The 18,968-nt window shown below is 61.8% G+C and carries 20 protein-coding genes, 1 pseudogene and 1 riboswitch; of the genes and pseudogenes, 10 read left to right on the forward strand and 11 right to left on the reverse strand.

The window, feature by feature from the left end; all coding sequences use genetic code 11:
* Positions 1–205: 205 nt before the first annotated feature.
* Entirely contained in the window at positions 206–1,882 is a 1,677-nt protein-coding gene (locus tag NPS29_RS11585; RefSeq protein ID WP_274132676.1) for a fatty acid--CoA ligase, read from the reverse strand.
* A gap of 142 nt (positions 1,883–2,024) precedes the next feature.
* Positions 2,025–3,227, reverse strand: coding sequence for an MFS transporter (locus tag NPS29_RS11590; protein ID WP_274132677.1), 1,203 nt, complete (start codon positions 3,225–3,227; stop codon positions 2,025–2,027).
* A gap of 91 nt (positions 3,228–3,318) precedes the next feature.
* On the opposite strand from NPS29_RS11590, the gene NPS29_RS11595 reads away from it, so the two are divergent.
* Entirely contained in the window at positions 3,319–4,086 is a 768-nt protein-coding gene (locus NPS29_RS11595; protein ID WP_274132678.1) for an AraC family transcriptional regulator, read from the forward strand.
* A gap of 126 nt (positions 4,087–4,212) precedes the next feature.
* On the opposite strand, the gene NPS29_RS11600 is transcribed toward NPS29_RS11595, so the two are convergent.
* Positions 4,213–4,842 (reverse strand): LysE family translocator, encoded by a 630-nt coding sequence (locus NPS29_RS11600; protein ID WP_274132679.1) that lies wholly within the window; start codon positions 4,840–4,842, stop codon positions 4,213–4,215.
* Positions 4,843–4,929: 87 nt separating this feature from the next.
* Between NPS29_RS11600 and NPS29_RS11605 the strand changes: the two genes are divergently transcribed.
* The 3 genes from NPS29_RS11605 (at position 4,930) to NPS29_RS11615 (ending at position 7,912) form a co-directional block, all read left to right on the forward strand.
* On the forward strand, positions 4,930–5,895 hold the full coding sequence (locus NPS29_RS11605; RefSeq protein WP_274132680.1) for a 2-hydroxyacid dehydrogenase: 966 nt from the start codon (positions 4,930–4,932) through the stop codon (positions 5,893–5,895).
* Positions 5,896–6,078: 183 nt separating this feature from the next.
* A complete protein-coding gene (locus tag NPS29_RS11610; protein WP_274132681.1) occupies positions 6,079–7,077 on the forward strand; it encodes a class I SAM-dependent methyltransferase in 999 nt (332 codons plus the stop codon).
* A gap of 40 nt (positions 7,078–7,117) precedes the next feature.
* A riboswitch (yybP-ykoY riboswitch) is annotated at positions 7,118–7,238 on the forward strand.
* Positions 7,239–7,327: 89 nt separating this feature from the next.
* Entirely contained in the window at positions 7,328–7,912 is a 585-nt protein-coding gene (locus tag NPS29_RS11615) for a TMEM165/GDT1 family protein (protein ID WP_274132682.1), read from the forward strand.
* Between the two features lie 109 nt (positions 7,913–8,021).
* Here NPS29_RS11615 and NPS29_RS11620 read toward each other — a convergent pair whose 3' ends face one another.
* Complete coding sequence (locus NPS29_RS11620) at positions 8,022–8,840, reverse strand: M48 family metallopeptidase (RefSeq protein WP_274132683.1); 819 nt, start codon at positions 8,838–8,840, stop codon at positions 8,022–8,024.
* A gap of 1,377 nt (positions 8,841–10,217) precedes the next feature.
* Between NPS29_RS11620 and NPS29_RS28880 the strand changes: the two are divergent.
* Both NPS29_RS28880 and NPS29_RS28885 read left to right on the forward strand, forming a co-directional pair.
* Positions 10,218–10,421, forward strand: a pseudogene (locus NPS29_RS28880) (HAMP domain-containing protein); the annotation flags it as partial.
* A gap of 111 nt (positions 10,422–10,532) precedes the next feature.
* Complete coding sequence (locus NPS29_RS28885; RefSeq protein ID WP_400605213.1) at positions 10,533–11,276, forward strand: methyl-accepting chemotaxis protein; 744 nt, start codon at positions 10,533–10,535, stop codon at positions 11,274–11,276.
* 129 nt (positions 11,277–11,405) lie between these two features.
* Here the strand turns inward: NPS29_RS28885 and NPS29_RS11630 are convergent, their stop codons facing one another.
* From NPS29_RS11630 to NPS29_RS11640, 3 genes are read right to left on the reverse strand one after another with little or no spacing between them, the layout of a single operon-like run.
* Positions 11,406–12,029 (reverse strand): SOS response-associated peptidase, encoded by a 624-nt coding sequence (locus tag NPS29_RS11630; RefSeq protein WP_274132685.1) that lies wholly within the window; start codon positions 12,027–12,029, stop codon positions 11,406–11,408.
* 51 nt (positions 12,030–12,080) lie between these two features.
* Complete coding sequence (locus tag NPS29_RS11635) at positions 12,081–12,341, reverse strand: DUF2007 domain-containing protein (protein ID WP_274132791.1); 261 nt, start codon at positions 12,339–12,341, stop codon at positions 12,081–12,083.
* Positions 12,341–12,523 carry a CPXCG motif-containing cysteine-rich protein gene (locus NPS29_RS11640; protein WP_274132686.1) on the reverse strand — a complete coding sequence of 61 codons (183 nt, stop codon included), beginning with the start codon at positions 12,521–12,523 and terminating at the stop codon, positions 12,341–12,343. Before NPS29_RS11640 ends, NPS29_RS11635 begins: the two co-directional genes overlap by 1 nt.
* A gap of 116 nt (positions 12,524–12,639) precedes the next feature.
* Between NPS29_RS11640 and NPS29_RS11645 the strand changes: the two genes are divergently transcribed.
* Positions 12,640–13,803, forward strand: a complete 1,164-nt coding sequence (locus NPS29_RS11645) for a 1-acyl-sn-glycerol-3-phosphate acyltransferase (RefSeq protein WP_274132687.1) — start codon at positions 12,640–12,642, stop codon at positions 13,801–13,803.
* Positions 13,804–13,934: 131 nt separating this feature from the next.
* Here NPS29_RS11645 and NPS29_RS11650 read toward each other — a convergent pair whose 3' ends face one another.
* Positions 13,935–14,204: a hypothetical protein gene (locus NPS29_RS11650; protein WP_274132688.1), complete on the reverse strand. Its 270-nt coding sequence runs from the start codon at positions 14,202–14,204 to the stop codon at positions 13,935–13,937.
* A gap of 134 nt (positions 14,205–14,338) precedes the next feature.
* Between NPS29_RS11650 and NPS29_RS11655 the strand changes: the two genes are divergently transcribed.
* A complete protein-coding gene (locus NPS29_RS11655; protein ID WP_274132689.1) occupies positions 14,339–14,542 on the forward strand; it encodes a hypothetical protein in 204 nt (67 codons plus the stop codon).
* A gap of 171 nt (positions 14,543–14,713) precedes the next feature.
* Here the strand turns inward: NPS29_RS11655 and NPS29_RS11660 are convergent, their stop codons facing one another.
* Positions 14,714–15,295 carry a YajG family lipoprotein gene (locus NPS29_RS11660; protein WP_274132690.1) on the reverse strand — a complete coding sequence of 194 codons (582 nt, stop codon included), beginning with the start codon at positions 15,293–15,295 and terminating at the stop codon, positions 14,714–14,716.
* A gap of 216 nt (positions 15,296–15,511) precedes the next feature.
* Between NPS29_RS11660 and NPS29_RS11665 the strand changes: the two genes are divergently transcribed.
* Together NPS29_RS11665 and mqo are read left to right on the forward strand one after the other, a co-directional pair.
* A complete protein-coding gene (locus NPS29_RS11665) occupies positions 15,512–15,745 on the forward strand; it encodes a hypothetical protein (protein ID WP_274132692.1) in 234 nt (77 codons plus the stop codon).
* A gap of 730 nt (positions 15,746–16,475) precedes the next feature.
* Positions 16,476–17,981 (forward strand): malate dehydrogenase (quinone), encoded by a 1,506-nt coding sequence (gene mqo, locus NPS29_RS11670; protein ID WP_274132693.1) that lies wholly within the window; start codon positions 16,476–16,478, stop codon positions 17,979–17,981.
* A gap of 113 nt (positions 17,982–18,094) precedes the next feature.
* Here the strand turns inward: mqo and NPS29_RS11675 are convergent, their stop codons facing one another.
* Together NPS29_RS11675 and NPS29_RS11680 are read right to left on the reverse strand one after the other, a co-directional pair.
* Positions 18,095–18,382 (reverse strand): PA4642 family protein, encoded by a 288-nt coding sequence (locus NPS29_RS11675; protein WP_274132695.1) that lies wholly within the window; start codon positions 18,380–18,382, stop codon positions 18,095–18,097.
* Positions 18,383–18,449: 67 nt separating this feature from the next.
* Positions 18,450–18,941: a hypothetical protein gene (locus NPS29_RS11680; RefSeq protein ID WP_274132696.1), complete on the reverse strand. Its 492-nt coding sequence runs from the start codon at positions 18,939–18,941 to the stop codon at positions 18,450–18,452.
* Positions 18,942–18,968: the final 27 nt, after the last annotated feature.

Here is an 18,968-nt window from a genome sequence, read left to right on the forward strand (position 1 = left end):
TATAACGAGCGTGCGCTAGCGCTTGATCCCTCTAAAGTGTGATTTGAGCGTCAGAGCGTCTGGCACGCCGATTTCGACGTGCCGACGGGTGCGGCACAGGGAGGATGGCTGAATTTCGAAATATGGCAAGGAAGACGCAAGCCAGACACGTTCACGACACATTGCCACGAGCGAAATCGCGGCAACGGGCGTGAAGTGCAGAAGGTCAGAGGGTGGAGAGGAAAGCGCTGTTAGTGCTCTGCCATTCGAGGATGTCCAGGCGGATGCGCTTCTTGTCGAGCTTGCCGACGCTGGTCTTGGGAATTTCGGTAACAAGGGCGATCTGGCTCGGAATCGCCCATTTGTTAATGTGCCCCTGTTCCACGAAAGGCTTGAGATGCTCCTTCAGGGCCTTGGCGTCGATGGCATGCCCTTCCCGCGCGACCAGCAGCGCGAAAGGCCGCTCGCCCCACTGCGGATCGGCGATCCCGACCACCGCCACTTCGCGCACGCCGGGATGACGGCTGCACAGGTCTTCCAGCTCCAGTGACGACACCCACTCCCCGCCGGTCTTGATCACGTCCTTGATGCGGTCGCGGATATCGATGCCGCCCATGCTGTCGAGCGTCGCGACGTCGCCGGTGTGCAGCCAGCCGCCGGCCCAGAGTTCGGCGCCTTTCTCGGGCTCACGGTAGTAACCCTCGGTCAGCCATGGCGCACGCAGCACCAGCTCGCCCTGGGTTTCGCCGTCGTGGGGCAGGAAGTTGCCTTCGCCGTCGACGATTTCCGCCTCGACCAGCACCCCCGGCGCACCGGCCTTGATGCGGTAGGTAGTGCGTTCGTCTTCGCTGCCCGCCATCAACTCGTCGTTCAAATGCGCCACCGAGACCAGCGGCCCGGTTTCGGACATGCCGTAGGCCGCGGTCAGCTGGATGCCCTTGGCCTTGGCCGCCTCATAGAGCGAGCGGTTGAGCGAGCTGCCGCCGATGATGATGTTCCAGCCGGTGAAATCGACGTCCTTGGCCGACTTGGCGTTGAGCACCATTTGCATGATGGTTGGCACGCAGTGGGAGAAACTGACTTTCTCGTCGCGCCACAGCTGCACCAGCAGTTCAGGATCGTAACGGCCGGGATAGACCTGTTTCACCCCCAGCATGGTCGCGGCGTACGGGACGCCCCAGGCGTGGACGTGGAACATCGGAGTGATCGGCATGTAGACCTTGTCGGTGCCCAGCAGCCCCTCGACGCTGCCCATGATCGTCGCCACGGCCATGGTGTGCAGCACGAGCTGGCGATGGGTGAAGTACACGCCCTTGGGATTGCCCGTGGTGCCGGTGGTGTAGAAGGTGGTCGCGACCGAGTTCTCGTCGAAGTCTTCGAAGTGATAGGTCGGGCTTGCGGCCGCCAGCAGGGTTTCATACTCCCCCACCAGGTTCGGCAGCTCGGCGGTCTTGTCGGGGGTGTCGGTCAGGAGCAGCGTCTTCTCGGCGGTCGTGAGCTTGTCGGCGAAGCAGTTGTACAGCGGCACGAACTCGCTGTTGACCAGCACGAAGGTGTCTTCGGCGTGGTTCATGGTGAACAGGATCTGCTCGGGAGACAGGCGCACGTTGATGGTGTGGATCACTGCGCCGATCATGGGAATGGCAAACATGCATTCCAGATAGCGATGGCTGTCCCAGTCCATGACGGCCACCGTATCGCCCGCTTTCACTCCCGCCTCGGTCAGCACATTCGCAAGTCTGCAGATCCGCTCGTTGAGCGTCAGATACGAATAGCGTGATTGGTCCCGGTAGACGATTTCCCGCGTTTTTTCATAGCGGCTGCCCGACATCAGCAAGCGTTTGATCAACAGAGGATACTGGTACGCGCCATCAGCTGGCGGAATCACGCGTGTCTGCAGCATAGGAATCCCTTTTCAAGATGCATTGGCGGAGCCGAAAATATGCACTCTAGAGCCTTCGCTCGCCAGCCAAATCAGCCAAAGGGATGATTCGGGTGACGAGCGACCATACAGGCATTGCGCCATTTGAAAGGGCAAAACGGCCCTACGCGAGCTTTGCGACGGGGCTTTGCGCCGGAGTGCGAGGAAAAATCAGCGCTGCAGCGAAGGTAAGCGCGGCGAACCCGGCCAGGATCACATACAGCCCGGCCAGGCCCTGACGCGGCTCGACAAAGGCAATCAGCGGAATCGCCGTGGCACTGGCGCCGAACGACAGGAAGTAACGCAGTGCGAACACCCGGGATTGCCACTGCGGGGCCACGAAGTTGGCCACCATCGCATCGTTGACCGTGACCTGGCCGAACACCACGAACATGAAGCCTGCGCCCAGCACGATCACCGGCCAGCTATCGACGTAAGCCATCGCGAACAGAAACGGCGCCTGGGCAACGGTCAGGATCACGAACGGCCACTTGAGGCTGAAGCGGTCGAGAAAACGGCCGATGGTCAGTTGCGCAACGGCGCCGAAGGCGTAAGCCAGGCTGATGACCAGGCCCAGGGTTTGCGGCGAGGCGAACAGCTCATGCAGGCGATCCTGAAACAATTTCGGGTAGGTCATGGTGGTGGCGTTGAACACCACGCCGCCGGTGGCCGTGGCGATGGCCAGCACGGTAAAGACCATGGTCATGGAAATACGCTGGCCCGAGCTGCCCTTGGGCGCGGCGTGGGGGCGCGCCGGAATCGGTTCGTCCTTGACCTGCCAGGCGAACAGCACCCCGATCACCATGGCCACCGCGCCAGGCAGGATAAAGGCCGAGCGCCAGCCGAACTGCGCCACCAGAAAGCCGGTCAGCAATGCCGAAAAGGCCACGCCCAGGTTGCCCCACATGCCATTCACGCCAATCTCGCGCCCACGATTCTGCGCATAGGCCACCAGCACGGCCGTACCGACAGGGTGATAAATGGCGGCGAAGACACCGACCAGAGTCATGCCGACGGCCAGCATCGTGGTGCTGGTACTCAGCCCGGTGAGAATCGAAGCCGCGCCGATGCCGAAGAAAAACACCAGCATCATGTGCCGACGGCTCCAGCGATCACCCAGCCAGCCCGCCGGTAGCGAACAGGCACCAAAGGCGATGAAGCCGCCCAGTGACAGGCCGATCAGTTGCGCGTAGTCCAGCGCGAAGGCGTGGGTCATGCCCAGCACGGCGGCGGGAAAGATCAGCATGAACATGTGATCGATGACGTGGGCGGCGTTGATGAAATGGATCACCCGTTGGGGTGAGTTGGCGGCTCGGGTCTGACTCATGGCAGCGCATCCTGGGCTTGCAGTGATTGTGGAGGATCATGCTAAGTTGGCGACAAACCGCATTTGGGACACATAAGTCATCGAATCCGCCATGTTGATCAGCCTGCTCAGCCACAGCCCTGTCACCGCCCACCCCAGGGACTATCCCGACGGCGCCCACCAGCCCCGGCACCTGCATGCCGAGGCGCAACTGTTGTATGCCGTCAGCGGCGTGATGCGGCTGGTGACCGACAGTGGCGCGTGGGTGATCCCGCCCAGCCGTGCGGTGTGGATTCCCCCGGGGGTCGAGCATGAGATCTTCATGTCCGGGGAGGTCCTGATGCGCTCGCTGTTCGTCGCCGCCGAGCATTGCCCGCCGGGTTTGAACCACTGCTGCGTGCTGGCGGTGACGCCCTTGCTGCGTGAGTTGATCGTGCGCGCTACCCAGAGTGATGAGCACGCGGCCAATCCCTTGATCCAGCGGCTGATGCTCGAAGAAGTCGCGACCCTGGAGAATCTGCCGCTGCACATTCCCATGCCCCGGGACCGGCGCTTGCAGAACATCTGCATGGCGCTGCTGCAGAAGCCGGATCACGGCAACACGCTGGAGGACTGGGCGCAGGACGTCGGCGCCAGCTCGCGCACCCTGACGAGGTTGTTCAGTCAGGAACTGGGGCTGAGTTTCAACAGTTGGCGCCAGCAGGTGCGGCTGATGGAGGCGCTGCCACGGTTACTGGACGGCGAGAGTGTGCAGCGGGTGGCGAACGACCTGGGCTACGGCAGCGCGCGGGCGTTCAGTGCGATGTTCAGCCGGCTGCTGGGGGAAAGCCCCCGGGAGTATCTGGGGGCGTTGAAGCAGTTGAAAGAGTTGAAGCGCTGAACACAGAGTTCGCGCCTGTCTCGTAGCAGCACGGCCTGCCGGCGGGAGCGGTGGGTCAGTGCCAGATGCGTGTCTGACACGACGCCCCCGCCGGCAAGCCGTGCTGCTACGGGGTGCTAATTCAAATCAATTCGCCTGCGTAAACGCCAGCTTGATCCCCAGCGCCACCAGCACGCCGCCCATGGCGCGGTCGAACCAGTGGCCCATGCGGGCGAAGCCTGCGCGCACGCGCGGCTGGCTGAACAGACGCGCCACCAGGCAGAACCAGATGCCGGTCGCCAGGGCCAGGTAAACACCGTAACCGGCCTGCACCAGCAGCGGCGTGTGCGGGTTGATGACGACAGTGAACAACGACAGGAAAAACAGCGTCGCCTTGGGGTTCAGGCCGTTGGTGACGAAGCCTGCGACATAGGCGCCCTTGGCGGTGCGCTCACCCTTGGCGATGTCCACCGGAGCATCGGACGCGCCGGCAGGCTTGGCGCGCAGGGCCTTGAAGCCGATGTACAACAGGTAGGCAGCCGCCGCCCATTTCAAGGCGTTGAACAGCACGATCGACTGCGAAACGATCAGCCCGATGCCCAGCAGCGAATAGCCGACGTGCAGGAAAATCGCCGTTCCCACACCCATGGCGGTGTAGGTGCCGGCCTTGCGGCCATGGGTCACGCTTTCACGCACCACCACCGCGAAGTCCGGACCCGGGCTTGCGACGGCGAGCAGGTGAATCAGCGCAACGGTGAGGAATTCCGTCCAGTACATCGGGTGCTCCAGATATGTTGGCGAACGACAGGCTCTGATATGTTCGTTACCTTACGCCTCCCATCCTTCGAGCAAAAGGTACAGCTGATGTCGAGTCAAAGCAGAGCAGTTTTCCTGGATCACACCTCTCTGGACCTCGGCGATCTGGACCTCGCCCCCTGGCGTGAAACCTTCAGCGAACTGGTTCTGCACAGCAGCACTACACAGGATCAGGTGATCGAGCGCCTGCAAGGCGCGCAAGTGGCCATTTCCAACAAGATCCTGATCGATGCCGCCGCGTTCGCTGCCTGTCCGGACTTGAAGCTGGTACTGGTCACCGCCACCGGAGTCAACAACGTTGACCTCGATGCTGCGCGCAAACACGGCGTGGTGGTGAGCAATTGCCAAGGCTACGGCACGCCGTCTGTAGCCCAACACACGCTGATGTTGCTGCTGGCGATGGCGACCCGGCTGCCGGACTATCAGCAAGCGATTCACCAGGGCCAATGGCAGAAATCGAAACAGTTCTGCCTGCTGGATTTCCCCATCGTCGAACTGGAAGGCAAGACCCTTGGCTTGCTGGGTCACGGCGAGTTGGGCGGCGCGGTGGCGAAACTGGCCGAAGCCTTTGGCATGCGCGTGTTGCTGGGCCAGATTCCAGGCCGCCCTGCCCGCCCGGACCGCGTACCGCTGCACGAATTGCTGCCGCAGGTCGATGCCTTGACCCTGCACTGCCCGCTCAACGAACACACCCGCGACATGATCGGCGCCCATGAATTGAGCCTGTTCAAGCCCAAGGCATTCATCGTCAACACGGCTCGCGGCGGACTGATCAACGAGCAGGCGCTGGCCGATGCGCTGCGTAATGGTCACCTGGGCGGTGCCGCGACGGACGTGCTGACCGTCGAGCCACCGGTCAACGGCAACCCGCTGCTGTCAGGGGACATCCCGCGCCTGATCATCACCCCGCACAGCGCCTGGGGCAGCCAGGAAGCCCGGCAGCGCATCGTCGGCCAGGTGAACGAGAACGCCCGGGCGTTTTACGCAGGCCAGCCCATCCGCGTGGTCAGCTAACACCGCGCAGCCTGAAAAAATCGCGAGCAAGCTCACTCCTACAGGGAACGTGCGAACCTGTAGGAGTGAGCTTGGTCTGGGCCGCATCCGGACGATGGCGTCGGTGCGTTCCCAACCCTTTTCACGTCACGCGCAGGGCCTCTCGCACCTGTTAAACTCCGCGTTTTTTTGCAGGAGCCGAAGATGGACCCGCGCAGTGAAGTGTTACTCCGTCAGGCCGAACTGTTTCAGGGCTCTTTGCTGCTGACCGGCTTGCCTGCCGACGATCTGCTCGGCACCTTGCCCAATGCCCGGGGCTGGAGCTGGCACGCCGGCGATTTCGCCGCGCTGGACGCGCGCTTCGGCGCGCGCACCCACTTTGGCACCGAACCGCCTGCCGAAGCGTTCGATGCCGCCGTGCTGTTCCTGCCCAAGGCGCGGGACCTCAGCGACTACCTGATCAACGCCCTCGCCTCCCGCCTGGCCGGCAAGGAATTGTTCCTGGTGGGCGAGAAACGCGGCGGGATCGAAGCCGCTGCGCGCCAACTGAGCCCCCTGGGCCGCGCCCGCAAACTCGACAGCGCCCGCCACTGCCAGCTCTGGCAAGTCACCGTGGAAAACCCTCCACAGGCAGTCGAACTGGACAGCCTGGCCAAACACTTTGAAATCGATGTGAACGACGAGCCACTGAAAATCGTCAGCCTGCCCGGCGTGTTCAGCCACGGCCGCCTTGATCGCGGCTCGGCGCTGTTGCTTGAGAACATCGCCAACCTGCCCACCGGGCACCTGCTGGACTTCGGTTGTGGCGCTGGTGTGCTCGGCGCTGCGGTCAAACGCCGCAATCCAGGCATGCAAGTGACCCTGCTCGACGTGGATGCCTTCGCCACCGCCAGCAGCCGCCTCACCCTGGCCGCCAATGGCCTGGAAGGCGAGGTCATTACCGGTGACGGAATCGACGCAGCGCCGAAACACCTGGATTCGATTCTGACCAATCCGCCCTTCCATACCGGCGTTCACACCGACTACGCCGCAACAGAAACCCTGCTGCGAAAAGCCCGCGATCATCTGAAAAAAGGTGGCGAAATGCGGCTGGTCGCCAACAGTTTCCTGCGCTACCAGCCGATCATCGAGCAACATCTTGGCGTATGTGCCGTCTTGGCAGAAGGACAGGGTTTCCGGATTTACCGTGCAAAACGTGGGTGAAAATTAGCGCTTGCCGAATGCAAAAGCTGTAGGCAGAATCCGCACCGTCCTAGGGGAGTAGTCTCCCGCGAGCCCCTTGCTCGTATGGCGCGCATCAACATACTTGGTCCTCAGACCATGGTGCGTGCGACCCCAGATCCGCATAGACGGATCGGCGGTTTGACAAGACCTATGACACGAACATCCTGACCCGGGGCGGGGAGGCTGTACGTGTCATAGCCGTGTCGACCCGCCCCTTAGGAAAATCCTGATGCTGGAATCCCTGTTGGTCCCCACCGCCGTCGTCGCACTGGCAGAAATCGGTGACAAGACCCAACTCCTCGCGCTTATCCTCGCAGCCCGCTTTCGCAAGCCCTGGCCGATCATCGCTGGTATTGTCGCGGCCACGCTGGCCAACCACGCCGCAGCCGGTGCCGTCGGTGCCTGGTTCGGCAGTTTCTTCTCCGACGCCATGCTGCACTGGATCCTGGCCGCAAGCTTCACCGCCACGGCGCTCTGGACGCTGGTGCCGGACAAGATGGACGACGATGAAGCCAACACCGGCCGCAAGTTCGGCCCGTTCCTGACCACGCTGATCGCGTTCTTCCTCGCCGAAATCGGTGACAAGACGCAGATCGCAACCGTGATGCTGGCGGCGCAGTATTCCTACCTGTGGCTGGTGATCCTGGGCACAACGCTGGGCATGTTGCTGGCCAACGTTCCGGTGGTGCTGGCGGGTAACTTCGCGGCAGAAAAACTGCCCCTGACCCTGATTCGCCGCCTGGCTGCGGGTGCGTTCTTCATCCTGGCGATCGTCGCGGTGTACAAGGCGATGCAGGTGAGTGGCTGGGTTTAAGCCTGCGACTCTCCCGTAGCAGTCCGGCTTGCCGGCGGGAGCGGTTTCGAAATCGCTCCCGCCGGCAAGCCGTGCTGCTACAGGGTTCGGCGTTAACCAATGATTTTCATCAGGACTTCGGCGCTTGCTCGTAAAGCGGCATCACTTTCGGAATCGCTGCCTGCAGCGAAGCGATCCGGTTGGTCGAAGCCGGGTGAGTGCTCATGAACTCAGGCTGCGAAGCACCGGCCTGGGCCTGCATCTTCTGCCACAGGGTGATCGCGGCATTGGGGTTGTAGCCGGCACGCGCCGACAGTTCCAGTCCGATCAGGTCGGCTTCGTTCTCGTTGGCCCGGCTGTTGGGCAAGGTCAGGCTGTAGTTGACCACCGTGTCGGCCAGCGCCAGGCTGTCCTGGCCCAGGCCCAGCAATGCCCCGGCGCCCTGCTTGGCCATCTGCACACCGTACGCCTTGGACATCGCTTCACGACCGTGCTCACGCAAGGCGTGGGCGATTTCATGCCCCATGACCGCGGCCAGTTCGTCATCGCTCAGCTTGAGCGTGTCGATCAGCCCGCTGTAAACGATGATCTTGCCGCCCGGGCCGCAGTTGGCGTTCAGCTCGTCGCTCTTGATCAGGTTCACTTCCCATTGCCACTGGGCAGCATCAGGCCGCAGCTTCGGCGCCTGGGCGATCAGGCGCTTGGCAACGTTCTGCACGCGCTTGGCCTCGGCACTGCTGTTGTCGAGCACGCCTTTGGTGGTGGCTTCGCTGACCGTCTGTTGATAGGACTGGGCATACATCTGGTTGACCTGGTCGGTCGACAGCATGCTGAACATGTACTGCTTGCGCTCGACGCCCACCGAATCTCCGCTGGTGGTATTGACGGACTGGCAGCCTGCAACCAGCAGCGCGGCACTCAGCGCACATAGAGCAAAGGTCTGACGCATTTTGTATCTCCGTGGAAACATGGCGCCCATCCTAGGCGGTACGGCACTCATGTGCCAGATGGCAGCGGATTGCCATATAAACAGACATCAGAATCTGCCGCTAACGTAACAGGATTGAAACACTGCCCGTCTCTCTTTCTGGACGGCCGAAGCCCAATGAATCCGGGCATTCGGGCCACATATCCAATAACGACCAATAGCGATCGAAAACGGCCATTTCGTCGGATTGCGGCTCATGGAAAACACCGCCGGGGCGATAGCCCATTCAGGCGTAATTCCACGTCCGGAGCCCCTATGAAGTTCAAGTCGATCCAGTTTTCGGTTGCCGCGCTGGCAGGTGCCATCGTCCTCAGCGTCGTTGCGGCCCTCGTGATTTATTCGTTGTTTTCCGGCGCCCGCACCCAGGAACTGGTAGAGCACCGCACCTCTGAGCAATTCGAACAGGCCATCCAGGAACGCCTGACCGCCATCGCCCGCACCCAGGCCAGCGAGATCCAGCGTGAACTCGAAGCGCCGCTGCAGACGGCCGCCGGCCTTGCCACCACAAACGCCGTCATCGGGATGAAAGACGCCAAGGGCGAGCCGCTACTCAAAGTCACCCGCGAGCAACTGCTCAACGTGCTGCACGAAACCGTGGTGCGCAACCCGAAGATTCTGGGCTCCTACATTGGCTGGGAACCCAACGCACTGGATCACAATGACGCAGCCTACGCCGAAGCGCCGATTACCGGCGTCGACCCCAAGGACGGCCGCTTCATGGCCTGGTGGTATCGCAAACCGGATGGCACCTTCAACCTGGAAAAACTCGCAAGCCTTGAAGACCAGAAGGTCCTGTCCACCGGCATCCGCTCCAGCGAGTACTACCTGTGCTCCCGTGAAACCCGCAAGCCCTGCGTGATCGACCCGGCGCCGTACAAGGTCGGTGACAAGATGGTCATGCTGTCTTCCTTCATCGAGCCGATCATGGTCGATGGCAAGTTCCAGGGCATCGTCGGCGCCGACCTGTCGGTGAACTTCATCCAGGACATGCTGGAGAACGCCGACAAGAAGCTCTACAACAGCGCAGGCGACCTGGCCCTGATCGCCACCAACGGCCGGCTGGTGGCCTACACCAAGGACACCAGCAAGCTGGGCGAGAAGGCCAGCGAGATTCTGGACGCCAACGAAGTCGCCAACCTCAATACCCTCACCAAAGGCGAAGTGCGTTACGACATCGACAAGGAGCACGGCCACATCGAGCTGTACCTGCCGTTCGGCATCGGCAACACCGACGCCCGCTGGACCCTGATGATCCGCATGCCGGTCGATGCGGTCATGGCTGACCTGCAGAAACTGCAGAAAGACCTGGCGCACCAGCGCGACACCGACATCTTCGGCATGACCGTCGTCGGCCTGGGGATTGCCGCGCTCGGCCTGCTGATCGTCTGGCTCGTGGGCCGCGGCATCGCCCGTCCGCTCAAGCAGATGGTTGCCATGCTCGACGATATCGCCAAGGGCGAAGGTGACCTGACCCGCCGCCTGACCAGCGACCGTGCAGACGAACTGGGCGCTATCGCCAGCGGCTTCAATACCTTCCTGGGCAAGCTGCAGGCGATGATTACCCAAGTGGTGACCTCGGTGCAGAAGGTCAGCGATTCCTCGGAACACACCGCCGACATCGCCATCCGCACCAACAAGGGCGTGCACAAGCAGATGGCCGAGATCGATCTGGTGGCCACCGCCGTTCACGAAATGACCGCCACCGCCCAGGACGTGGCGCGCAATGCGACCCAGGCCGCGCAAGCCGCCAACCATGCCGACGACGCGGCCAACCAGGGCATGCGCATCGTGCACAACACCTCGAACTCCATCAGCGAACTGGCGGTGGAAATCGGCCGTGCGGTTGGCGTGGTCCAGACCCTGGCCAAGGACAGCGAGAACATCAACGCGATCCTGACGGCCATCCGTGGCATCGCCGAGCAGACCAACCTGCTGGCCCTGAACGCAGCCATCGAGGCGGCCCGTGCGGGCGAACAGGGTCGCGGCTTTGCGGTGGTGGCGGACGAGGTTCGCAACCTGGCGCAGAAGACTCAGCAGGCGACCGAAGAAATCCAGAGCATGATCCAGCAACTGCAAACCGGCACGCGGCAGGTGGTCAAGGTCATGGAAGACAGCCAGACCAAGACCGACGAAAGCGTGGGCCACGCTGCCGAGGCCGCCCAGGCGCTGGAAAGCATTACCAGGGCGGTGTCGGTCATCAACGACATGAACACCCAGATTGCCAGCGCTGCCGAGGAACAGAGTGCAGTGGCCGACGACATCAACCGCAACGTGATCAATATCGGCCAGGTCGCCAACGAAGTGGCCGGCGGCGCGGATGAATCAAGCCAGGCCAGCGCGGAACTGACCAAGCTGGCGGAGCAGCAGCGCCGGTTGATCAATCAGTTCAGGGTGTAAGAAAACCAGACTCACCCCGCCTCGTAGCAGCACGGCTTGCCGGCGGGGGCGTCGTGTCAGTCGATGCATCATTGGCTGATCCACCGCGCCCGCCGGCAAGCCGTGCTGCTACGGGATTTGTGAGCTGCCTTAAAGCGGCGTCAGGCACTCCGGCGCATTGAGCTTGGGATCGTTCACCAGATTGGCCAATGGCCGCTCGCGCAGCGGTGCCTGCGGGACGGCGAGCAGTGATTGCAGGGTGATCAGCGAGCTGTTCGGGTCCAGCCACTGGGACTGGCCTTCCTCGTCGAGAATCAGCGGCCGGCGCTGGTTCATCGCAGGCTGGGTGACCACCGCCACACTCAGATAGGTGTGGCCTTCAACCGGATACGCCTCCCAGATCGCCGCGAAGTACAGCGACGAACCCTCCCCCGGCGTCAGCCAGAACGGACGCTTGCGCACCGTACCGCGCCATTCATAGAAGCCGTTTGCCGGCAGCAGGCAGCGGCGTTCGCGGAACGCCTGGCGAAACATCGGTTGTTCGGCCAGGGTTTCAGCCCGGGCATGGGCCGGGGTACGGGACATGTCAGTGAGCCAGGGCGGCGTCAGCCCCCAGCGGGCCCGGGCCACTTCCCGACCACCCTCCTCGCCTGCCCGAACCATCAGCACCGAATCGGCCGGAGAAATGTTCCATTGCGCCTGCTGGCCTGCGGGGAAACCGGGCAAGGCGGCAAAGGCTGGCGTCCAGCGAAACAGGGCATAACGTCCACACATGGGTTGGGGCCAACTCGTCTTGTAAGCGGATGAAGCGACGCCGTACCGGTTTCAGCACAACAACACATCGGGATAGCTGTCAGGTTCCTCACCGGGCAGCACGAAGGCGCCATTGTACTCAGTGATCAACTGCCGCGCCCGTTCGGCCTGCTCATCGTCCACCGCAAGACCCAGCAAACCGAACACTGGCAATTCGCCGATTCCGCCGAGCAGGTGGCGGCCGGTGATATGCGACTTGATGCCTTCGCTGGCCAGCATCGACTGCAGCAACTCGCCTTCCATCATGTTTTCCGGCTCATAGATCTTGCGCATCATTCATTCTCGCTACGCACGTCCAGTGTCCAGTCTTCCCCGTCCGTGTGCAGGCTGAAAATGATGGGCCGGCAACACACCGGACAATCTTCGATGTAGGTCTGGTCGCCGCCTGAAAGATCCAGCACTGCTTCGACCGGCTCGCCGCAATAAGGGCAGTCATAGTCCTGTATTTCCTGCATCACAGTCTCCGGGCGCAGTTTTGCGTATAATCGCCGACTTGTTTGCGGTCCGGCCACTATCTCAGCATCTGAGCCTGACCTACCTTTACCCTAGCCGTTTCCTGAAAGAGAGCATGATGGGCGAATTCGATGCCATCCGACCGTACGACGACACCGAAGTAAAAGCCGTTCTCGACCGGCTGCTGGGTGACAAGGCGTTCCTGTCGATCCTCACGCATTTCCGCTTTCCGCGCCTGGCCAATACCCTGGGCTGGGTGCTGCAGCCGGCCATCGCGCGCAAGCTGCGCCGTCAGTTTGCCGGTATCGAGTCGGTCGCGGCCTTGCAGGACAAGGTCGAGCATTACGTCGATCACACAATCGAACGTGCCACCGATGGTGTGACCTACACCGGCGTCGAGCAGTTCAAGTCGGGCGTGGCCTATCTGTTTCTGGCCAACCACCGCGACATCGTGATGGACCCGGCGTTCGTCAACTACGCGGTGTACCACGCGGGCCTGCCCACGCCACGCATCGCCATTGGCGACAACCTGCTGCAAAAACCCTTCGTCAGCGACCTGATGCGCCTGAACAAGAGCTTCATCGTGCATCGCTCCATCGCCGGACGCCGGGAAAAGATGGCGGCTTATCAGTTGCTGTCGGCCTACATCAACCACTCCATCCGCAATGACTGCGCCTCGATCTGGATCGCCCAGGCCGAAGGACGCGCCAAGGATGGCGACGATCGCACCGAATCGGCGATCCTCAAGATGTTCCACATGAGCCGCAAGGACGAGCCGTTCGGCGAAGTCATCCAGTCGCTGAACCTGACGCCGGTGTCGATCAGCTACGAATATGACCCATGCGATCACGCCAAGGCCCGCGAGCTGTACATTCGTGCCACCACCGGCAGCTACACCAAGGCGCCGGGCGAGGATGACGTCAGCATCGCGCTGGGCATCACCGGCTACAAAGGCCGGGTGCACGTCAACTTTGCCCCGCCGGTCACCGGGCTGTTCGAAGACACCAAGCAACTGGCGGTGGAAATGGACAAGCAGATCCTGGGCGGCTATCGCCTGTTTCCTGTGCACTACCTGGCCTACGCACAATGGGTCGACGCCGATCCTGAACTGAACGTGCCAGGTGCTGCCCAGGTGTTCCCGGCAGAAGAGCTGGAGCGCGCCAGGGAAGAATGGCAGCGCCGCCTGGAAGGTTGCCCGGCCGAACACCGGCCTTACCTGGTGCTGCAATATGCGACACCGGTGCGCAATCAGTATCGGGTCAAGGCCGGCTTGCCTCTCTGAACCACGCGCCAAACACCCCGTAGCAGCACGGCTTGCCGGCGGGGGCGTCGTGTCAGTCAATGCATCATTCGCTGCCCCACCGCCCCCGCCGGCAAGCCGTGCTGCTACAGGGGTTCAACGTCAGTTGAACTTCAGAGCTTGGTACTCACCCACGACAACGCCAGCGCAAACGCCAGGCACGCCGCACCGATGCGGTAGCTCTGGCGGATCATGCGCAGCGTTGCCACGTCCATCAGGTGCATCGGCTCGTCGATAGGCGCCTGCTCGGTGAGGCTGTTCAGGTGCGAGGTCTCGCGTTGCTCCCGGCTGCGGGTGGTGTGCAGCAGCCAGATGCCGGGGCCGGCCGCCAGCAATGCGAACAGGTTGAGGATGATCCCGGGAGATTGCGAGAGGACAGACATGGGGGCCTCGAGGGCGCCTGGCGAGGAGGCGCGGCAGATTCGGTTGCAACTGACGATAACGGTACTGCGTGTCACCTTAACGTCACCTGAACCGGTCACTGTGTAGCCCCACCCCACCCGACACGGAGCCCGTCATGCTGCACGCCCGCAACCAGGATCGCCTCTATCTCATCGCCGAAAGCGACGAACAACAAGCCTTGATCGATGGTCTGGCTTTCAACGTCCAGGACCGCCACTGGCTGGTCTATTGCGCGCTGGGCGGGCACCAGCATCACGACCTGCCCGAGGTTGACCTGCAGACGGGGTTCAGCTTTCTGGATTTCTACCAGGCCGCCTAAAACACCCAATCCCTGTAGGAGTGAGCTTGCTCGCGATAGCGATCTGACCGTCGCGAAATCGACATCTGACATACCCCATCGCGAGCAAGCTCACTCCTACAGGTCCGTAGCAGAACGCAAAAAGCCCCGGCATCTCGCGATACCGGGGCTTTTTCGTAGCGATCCTGAGGCTTACTGGCCCAGCATCTGACCGATGGTCTGGTCCTGGAACAGACGGGTCAGCGCATCGCTGAGCACATCGCCGATCAGCTTGGTGTTGGTCTCTTCGTTGGGCGCCATGCCGAAGCGCTGGTCCAGCGAGGCGGCATAGCGACCGCTGTAGCTGCGGCCATTGTTCTGCACGTCAGCGCGGAAGGTCGAGCTGATGTTGGCTTCCGTCACGTACAGGCCTTCTTTCGGCGACTGGTACTTCAGGTCAGCCAGGGTGATGGTCAACTGCGGGCCGTTGCCGCCCTGAACCGGGGTGAAGCCCAGCAGGCGCACGGCCGCTTCGGCCTGAGCCTGCAACTGCGGCACCAGTTGCTGGCCATTGACGGTGATAGAACTGGTTTCAGGGTACAGGCCGCCACGGGTGCCCAAGGTCTGCGACTGGCGACCGTCCACCACGCGCACCACCACTTGCTGACCATGGCCGACCGGCGCCAGCTGGCTGTTCAGCTTGGGTTGCGGGTTGAGTGACTGCGGGCTGTGGGCACAACCCACCAGCGTCAGACTGCCTACAGCAAGCAAACCGAACAAAACACGACGCAACATGCTCATTTCTCCATGGGCCAAGGCACTAAATGTGCCGCAGTATAACGACCTCCTGTGGCCGCTCACTAGCGTAAAGATAAGACAAAATGCCATCGCACCGGTTCCGCATCATGACGGCGCCGTGTCGCTGTAAAACTTCAATGTGCAATCACCTCGTCACAGGGATGTCATCGCCGCACGACATAATTTTCACAGCCCCCAACAAGGAGTCCGACCATGGACTTTCTCTGGTCTCTGTTCTCGCCACGTCGCCGGTATCGCCACTTCGCTCGCTTGGATCAGCACGGCGTCTGCATGGCGTTCAAGCACTGCGCAGCGCAGCCACAAGGCAGCGGCTGGGTGGAAATCAGCGAGGCCCGCTTGAGCTGGCTGCACCAGCCCTTGCCGTCCAACGTACGGGTCAGCCCACGCCCGCGTGCGATTACCGCCCGCCAATTGCTCAGCATCTGACCGAACGGCGAATAAAAGTCATTTTTACTGGATCAATTCTGCGCGTTTCATCGCTATAATCTCCCCCCGATTATAAGGACGTCTCCTGATCGGGCCTCGCAGCACCGTTGATGCCGTTATCAACACCTCCGTATCGCCCACAGAGAGCCTTCCACACAGACACGTGCAGCGTCGTGTGTCCGCCTTGCCGGTGCGAAAAAACTCGATTCGCTCGAACCATTCGCCCACGCCAATGCCCACACTGTGCTGGAACATGATCTGCCAGTGCTGCCATCGCGCAGCCTTTTTTGAGGTTCGCGTCTCCAAAAGAGCGTGAAAAAAAACGGGTTTTCACAACTTCACAAGAGTGTGGCGAGCAAATGAATAGTTACGCGTTTGTAAATGCACCATTAGCGTCTGACCCAGCCCCCTTGCACAGGACCGCGCGCAACGCAGCCTCCTCAACCGGAGCCTGAGCCCTTTCCGTTACGGATCGGGCTGCATGACCGGACGTCTTGACGATGGTCGAATGGCTGTCGGGGCCAAAAAATGAGTTCATGCTCTCTATAAGAGCATCGACCCGGGCCCGATGAAGGCGTGCGAGCAAGTGCAAAGAATTGCGAAGAATCGGACATGACGACCCGGCCAGGTCGTGAAAGGCACCCCGCGAAGACCGCGACGCCCACACCTGGCAACTGACCTCGGGATCCCATGTCGTCAATTTGGTGCTGCAGATTTTGGAGACGCGTTAATGGCGCATAACGAAGCAGTGGATGTAGTACTTGTCGGGGCCGGCATCATGAGTGCCACCCTCGCAGTGCTGCTGAAGGAGCTTGATCCGAGCCTCAAACTCGAAGTCGTCGAGCTGATGGATTCCGGTGCCGCAGAGAGTTCCAATCCATGGAACAACGCCGGTACCGGCCACGCAGGCCTGTGCGAGCTGAACTACACGCCGCAGGCGGCCGACGGCTCGATCGACATCAAGAAAGCGATCCACATCAACACCCAGTTCGAAGTCTCGAAGCAGTTCTGGGCGTATCTGGCGCGCAAAGGCAGCTTTGGCTCTGCCCGTTCCTTCATTACACCGGTGCCGCACCTGAGCTTCGTTCAGGGCGAAAAAGGCATGTCGTTCCTGAAGAAACGCTACGAGGCGCTGCACAAGCACCACGCCTTCGCGTCCATGGAATACACCGAAGACAAGGCCAAGCTGGCCGAGTGGATGCCGCTGATGATGCCGGGCCGCCCGGCCGACGAGCCGATTGCCGCCACCCGCGTCATGCATGGCACGGACGTAAACTTCGGCAACCTGACCAACCAGCTGCTCAAGCACCTGTCCAGCGCACCCGATGCGCAGGTCAAGTACTGCAAGCGCGTCACCGGCCTTGCCCGCAAAGGCGACGGCTGGAGCGTGACCATCAAGGACGTCAACAGCGGCGGGACCCGCGAAATCGACGCCAAGTTCGTGTTCCTCGGCGCCGGCGGCGCGGCCCTGCCGCTGCTGCAGATGTCGGGCATCGAAGAAGGCAAGGGTTTCGGCGGCTTCCCGGTCAGCGGCCAGTGGCTGCGTTGCGACAACCCTGAAGTGGTCAAGCGCCACCAGGCCAAGGTCTACAGCCAGGCCGCCGTGGGTTCGCCACCGATGTCGGTTCCGCACCTGGACACCCGCGTCGTCGACGGCAAGACCTCCCTGCTGTTCGGCCCGTACGCCGGCTTCACCACCAAGTTCCTCAAGCACGGCTCGCTGATGGACCTGCCGCTGTCGATCCGCGCCGCCAACATTGCGCCGATGCTGGCCGTGGCCCGCGACAACATGGACCTGACCAAGTACCTGATCAGCGAAGTGCGGCAGTCGATGGAACAGCGTCTGGATGCCCTGCGTCGCTTCTATCCGGAAGCCAAAGCCGAAGACTGGCGCCTGGAAGTGGCCGGTCAGCGCGTGCAGATCATCAAGAAAGATCCGAAGAAAGGCGGTGTCCTGCAATTCGGTACCGAACTGGTTTCGGCCAAGGACGGTTCCCTTGCAGCGCTGCTGGGCGCCTCCCCAGGTGCTTCGGTGACCGTATCGATCATGCTCGACCTGATCGAACGCTGCTTCCCTGAGAAAGCCCGCACCGAATGGGCCCCCAAACTGAACGAAATCTTCCCGGCTCGGGAAAAAGCCCTGGAAACCGACGCGCAGCTGTACCAGCGTGTCAGCGCCCAGAGCGACGAGAGCCTGGACCTGGTTTCGAGCAGCCAGGCGGCAAGCTTCGCTTGATTCAGGGCTTGCCCTGAATCAGTGAGATCACTGAAAGCCACGCCCACGCAGCGTGGCTTTCAGTTTTGCAGCAACAATCCGCATCACTCGCCCACTGCGCAGACTGTCTGCGATCAGCCTCGGGCCTTCTCGATCAGCTCGATATAGTCTTCGGCGTTACGCTGATCCTTGATGATCGCGACGAAATCATTGCCCTGTTCGTCCTTGCCATCGAGGTCGTAGCCGGCTTCCTTGAAGAACGCCAGAAAACGCTCGAAGTCATCGATACGCAGGCCACGGTAGGCCTTGATCAGTTTGTGCAGCGACGGCGAAGTGGCATCGGCCGGTTCGAAATCCAGGAACAGCTTGATCTGGGCGTCGCCGATTTCATCGCCAATCACCTGCTTCTTATCTTTACGCATTGCTGACTCCAACTGACTTGCAAGACATTCACGGGGCGGGCAGTTTACCCCTCGCCCGGTCCCGGGCTCAACGCGCTCGTACGCTGCCGGTGTGCAGATCGGCCCAGACATGCCCGTTGGCGTAGCTGAGGAACTGGACGTAGACCTTTTCATTGCGCAGCAGATCGACCAGCACGCGGTATTGGCTCGGTGGGTAGTACAGGGTCAGGGTCCGACTCGATTCATCGTAGGCCGGTTTTTTCAGGCTTTTGCTTTCGCCGTCGAAGTGAACCAAGACCTGCGCGATGGTCGCGCCCTTATTCATCGGCTTGCCTTTGAGGCTCAGGCTCAAGGGGGACGTCACCGGAATCGGCTGCTGGTTGGACTGACGCTGGCTGCCGACCACCACCGTATAGTCGGTGATCTGCAGCAATTGCTGTTGCTCGGGCTCGCCCTCGCGCACCGACAATTCGTCGGGCGGCAGGTACTGGGCGTGCATGGGTTCGGCAAAAACAGGAGCGCTGAGTGGCAGGCACAACAGGGCCAGCAACGCAGCACGACGGCGCAATGACAAAGACATGGTGGCTCCCCAGGAAAACAGGGGAGC

The sequence above is a fragment of the Pseudomonas putida genome, assembly GCF_028682175.1.
Lineage (GTDB): Bacteria > Pseudomonadota > Gammaproteobacteria > Pseudomonadales > Pseudomonadaceae > Aquipseudomonas > Aquipseudomonas putida_AD.

Coding starts and splice junctions, on each gene's coding strand:
- NPS29_RS11585 (WP_274132676.1), bottom strand. CDS start 1,882: ATGCTGCAGACACGCGTGATTCCGCCAGCTGATGGCGCGTACCAGTAT.
- NPS29_RS11590 (WP_274132677.1), bottom strand. CDS start 3,227: ATGAGTCAGACCCGAGCCGCCAACTCACCCCAACGGGTGATCCATTTC.
- NPS29_RS11595 (WP_274132678.1), top strand. CDS start 3,319: ATGTTGATCAGCCTGCTCAGCCACAGCCCTGTCACCGCCCACCCCAGG.
- NPS29_RS11600 (WP_274132679.1), bottom strand. CDS start 4,842: ATGTACTGGACGGAATTCCTCACCGTTGCGCTGATTCACCTGCTCGCC.
- NPS29_RS11605 (WP_274132680.1), top strand. CDS start 4,930: ATGTCGAGTCAAAGCAGAGCAGTTTTCCTGGATCACACCTCTCTGGAC.
- NPS29_RS11610 (WP_274132681.1), top strand. CDS start 6,079: ATGGACCCGCGCAGTGAAGTGTTACTCCGTCAGGCCGAACTGTTTCAG.
- NPS29_RS11615 (WP_274132682.1), top strand. CDS start 7,328: ATGCTGGAATCCCTGTTGGTCCCCACCGCCGTCGTCGCACTGGCAGAA.
- NPS29_RS11620 (WP_274132683.1), bottom strand. CDS start 8,840: ATGCGTCAGACCTTTGCTCTATGTGCGCTGAGTGCCGCGCTGCTGGTT.
- NPS29_RS28885 (WP_400605213.1), top strand. CDS start 10,533: ATGGCCGAGATCGATCTGGTGGCCACCGCCGTTCACGAAATGACCGCC.
- NPS29_RS11630 (WP_274132685.1), bottom strand. CDS start 12,029: ATGTGTGGACGTTATGCCCTGTTTCGCTGGACGCCAGCCTTTGCCGCC.
- NPS29_RS11635 (WP_274132791.1), bottom strand. CDS start 12,341: ATGCGCAAGATCTATGAGCCGGAAAACATGATGGAAGGCGAGTTGCTG.
- NPS29_RS11640 (WP_274132686.1), bottom strand. CDS start 12,523: ATGCAGGAAATACAGGACTATGACTGCCCTTATTGCGGCGAGCCGGTC.
- NPS29_RS11645 (WP_274132687.1), top strand. CDS start 12,640: ATGGGCGAATTCGATGCCATCCGACCGTACGACGACACCGAAGTAAAA.
- NPS29_RS11650 (WP_274132688.1), bottom strand. CDS start 14,204: ATGTCTGTCCTCTCGCAATCTCCCGGGATCATCCTCAACCTGTTCGCA.
- NPS29_RS11655 (WP_274132689.1), top strand. CDS start 14,339: ATGCTGCACGCCCGCAACCAGGATCGCCTCTATCTCATCGCCGAAAGC.
- NPS29_RS11660 (WP_274132690.1), bottom strand. CDS start 15,295: ATGTTGCGTCGTGTTTTGTTCGGTTTGCTTGCTGTAGGCAGTCTGACG.
- NPS29_RS11665 (WP_274132692.1), top strand. CDS start 15,512: ATGGACTTTCTCTGGTCTCTGTTCTCGCCACGTCGCCGGTATCGCCAC.
- mqo (WP_274132693.1), top strand. CDS start 16,476: ATGGCGCATAACGAAGCAGTGGATGTAGTACTTGTCGGGGCCGGCATC.
- NPS29_RS11675 (WP_274132695.1), bottom strand. CDS start 18,382: ATGCGTAAAGATAAGAAGCAGGTGATTGGCGATGAAATCGGCGACGCC.
- NPS29_RS11680 (WP_274132696.1), bottom strand. CDS start 18,941: ATGTCTTTGTCATTGCGCCGTCGTGCTGCGTTGCTGGCCCTGTTGTGC.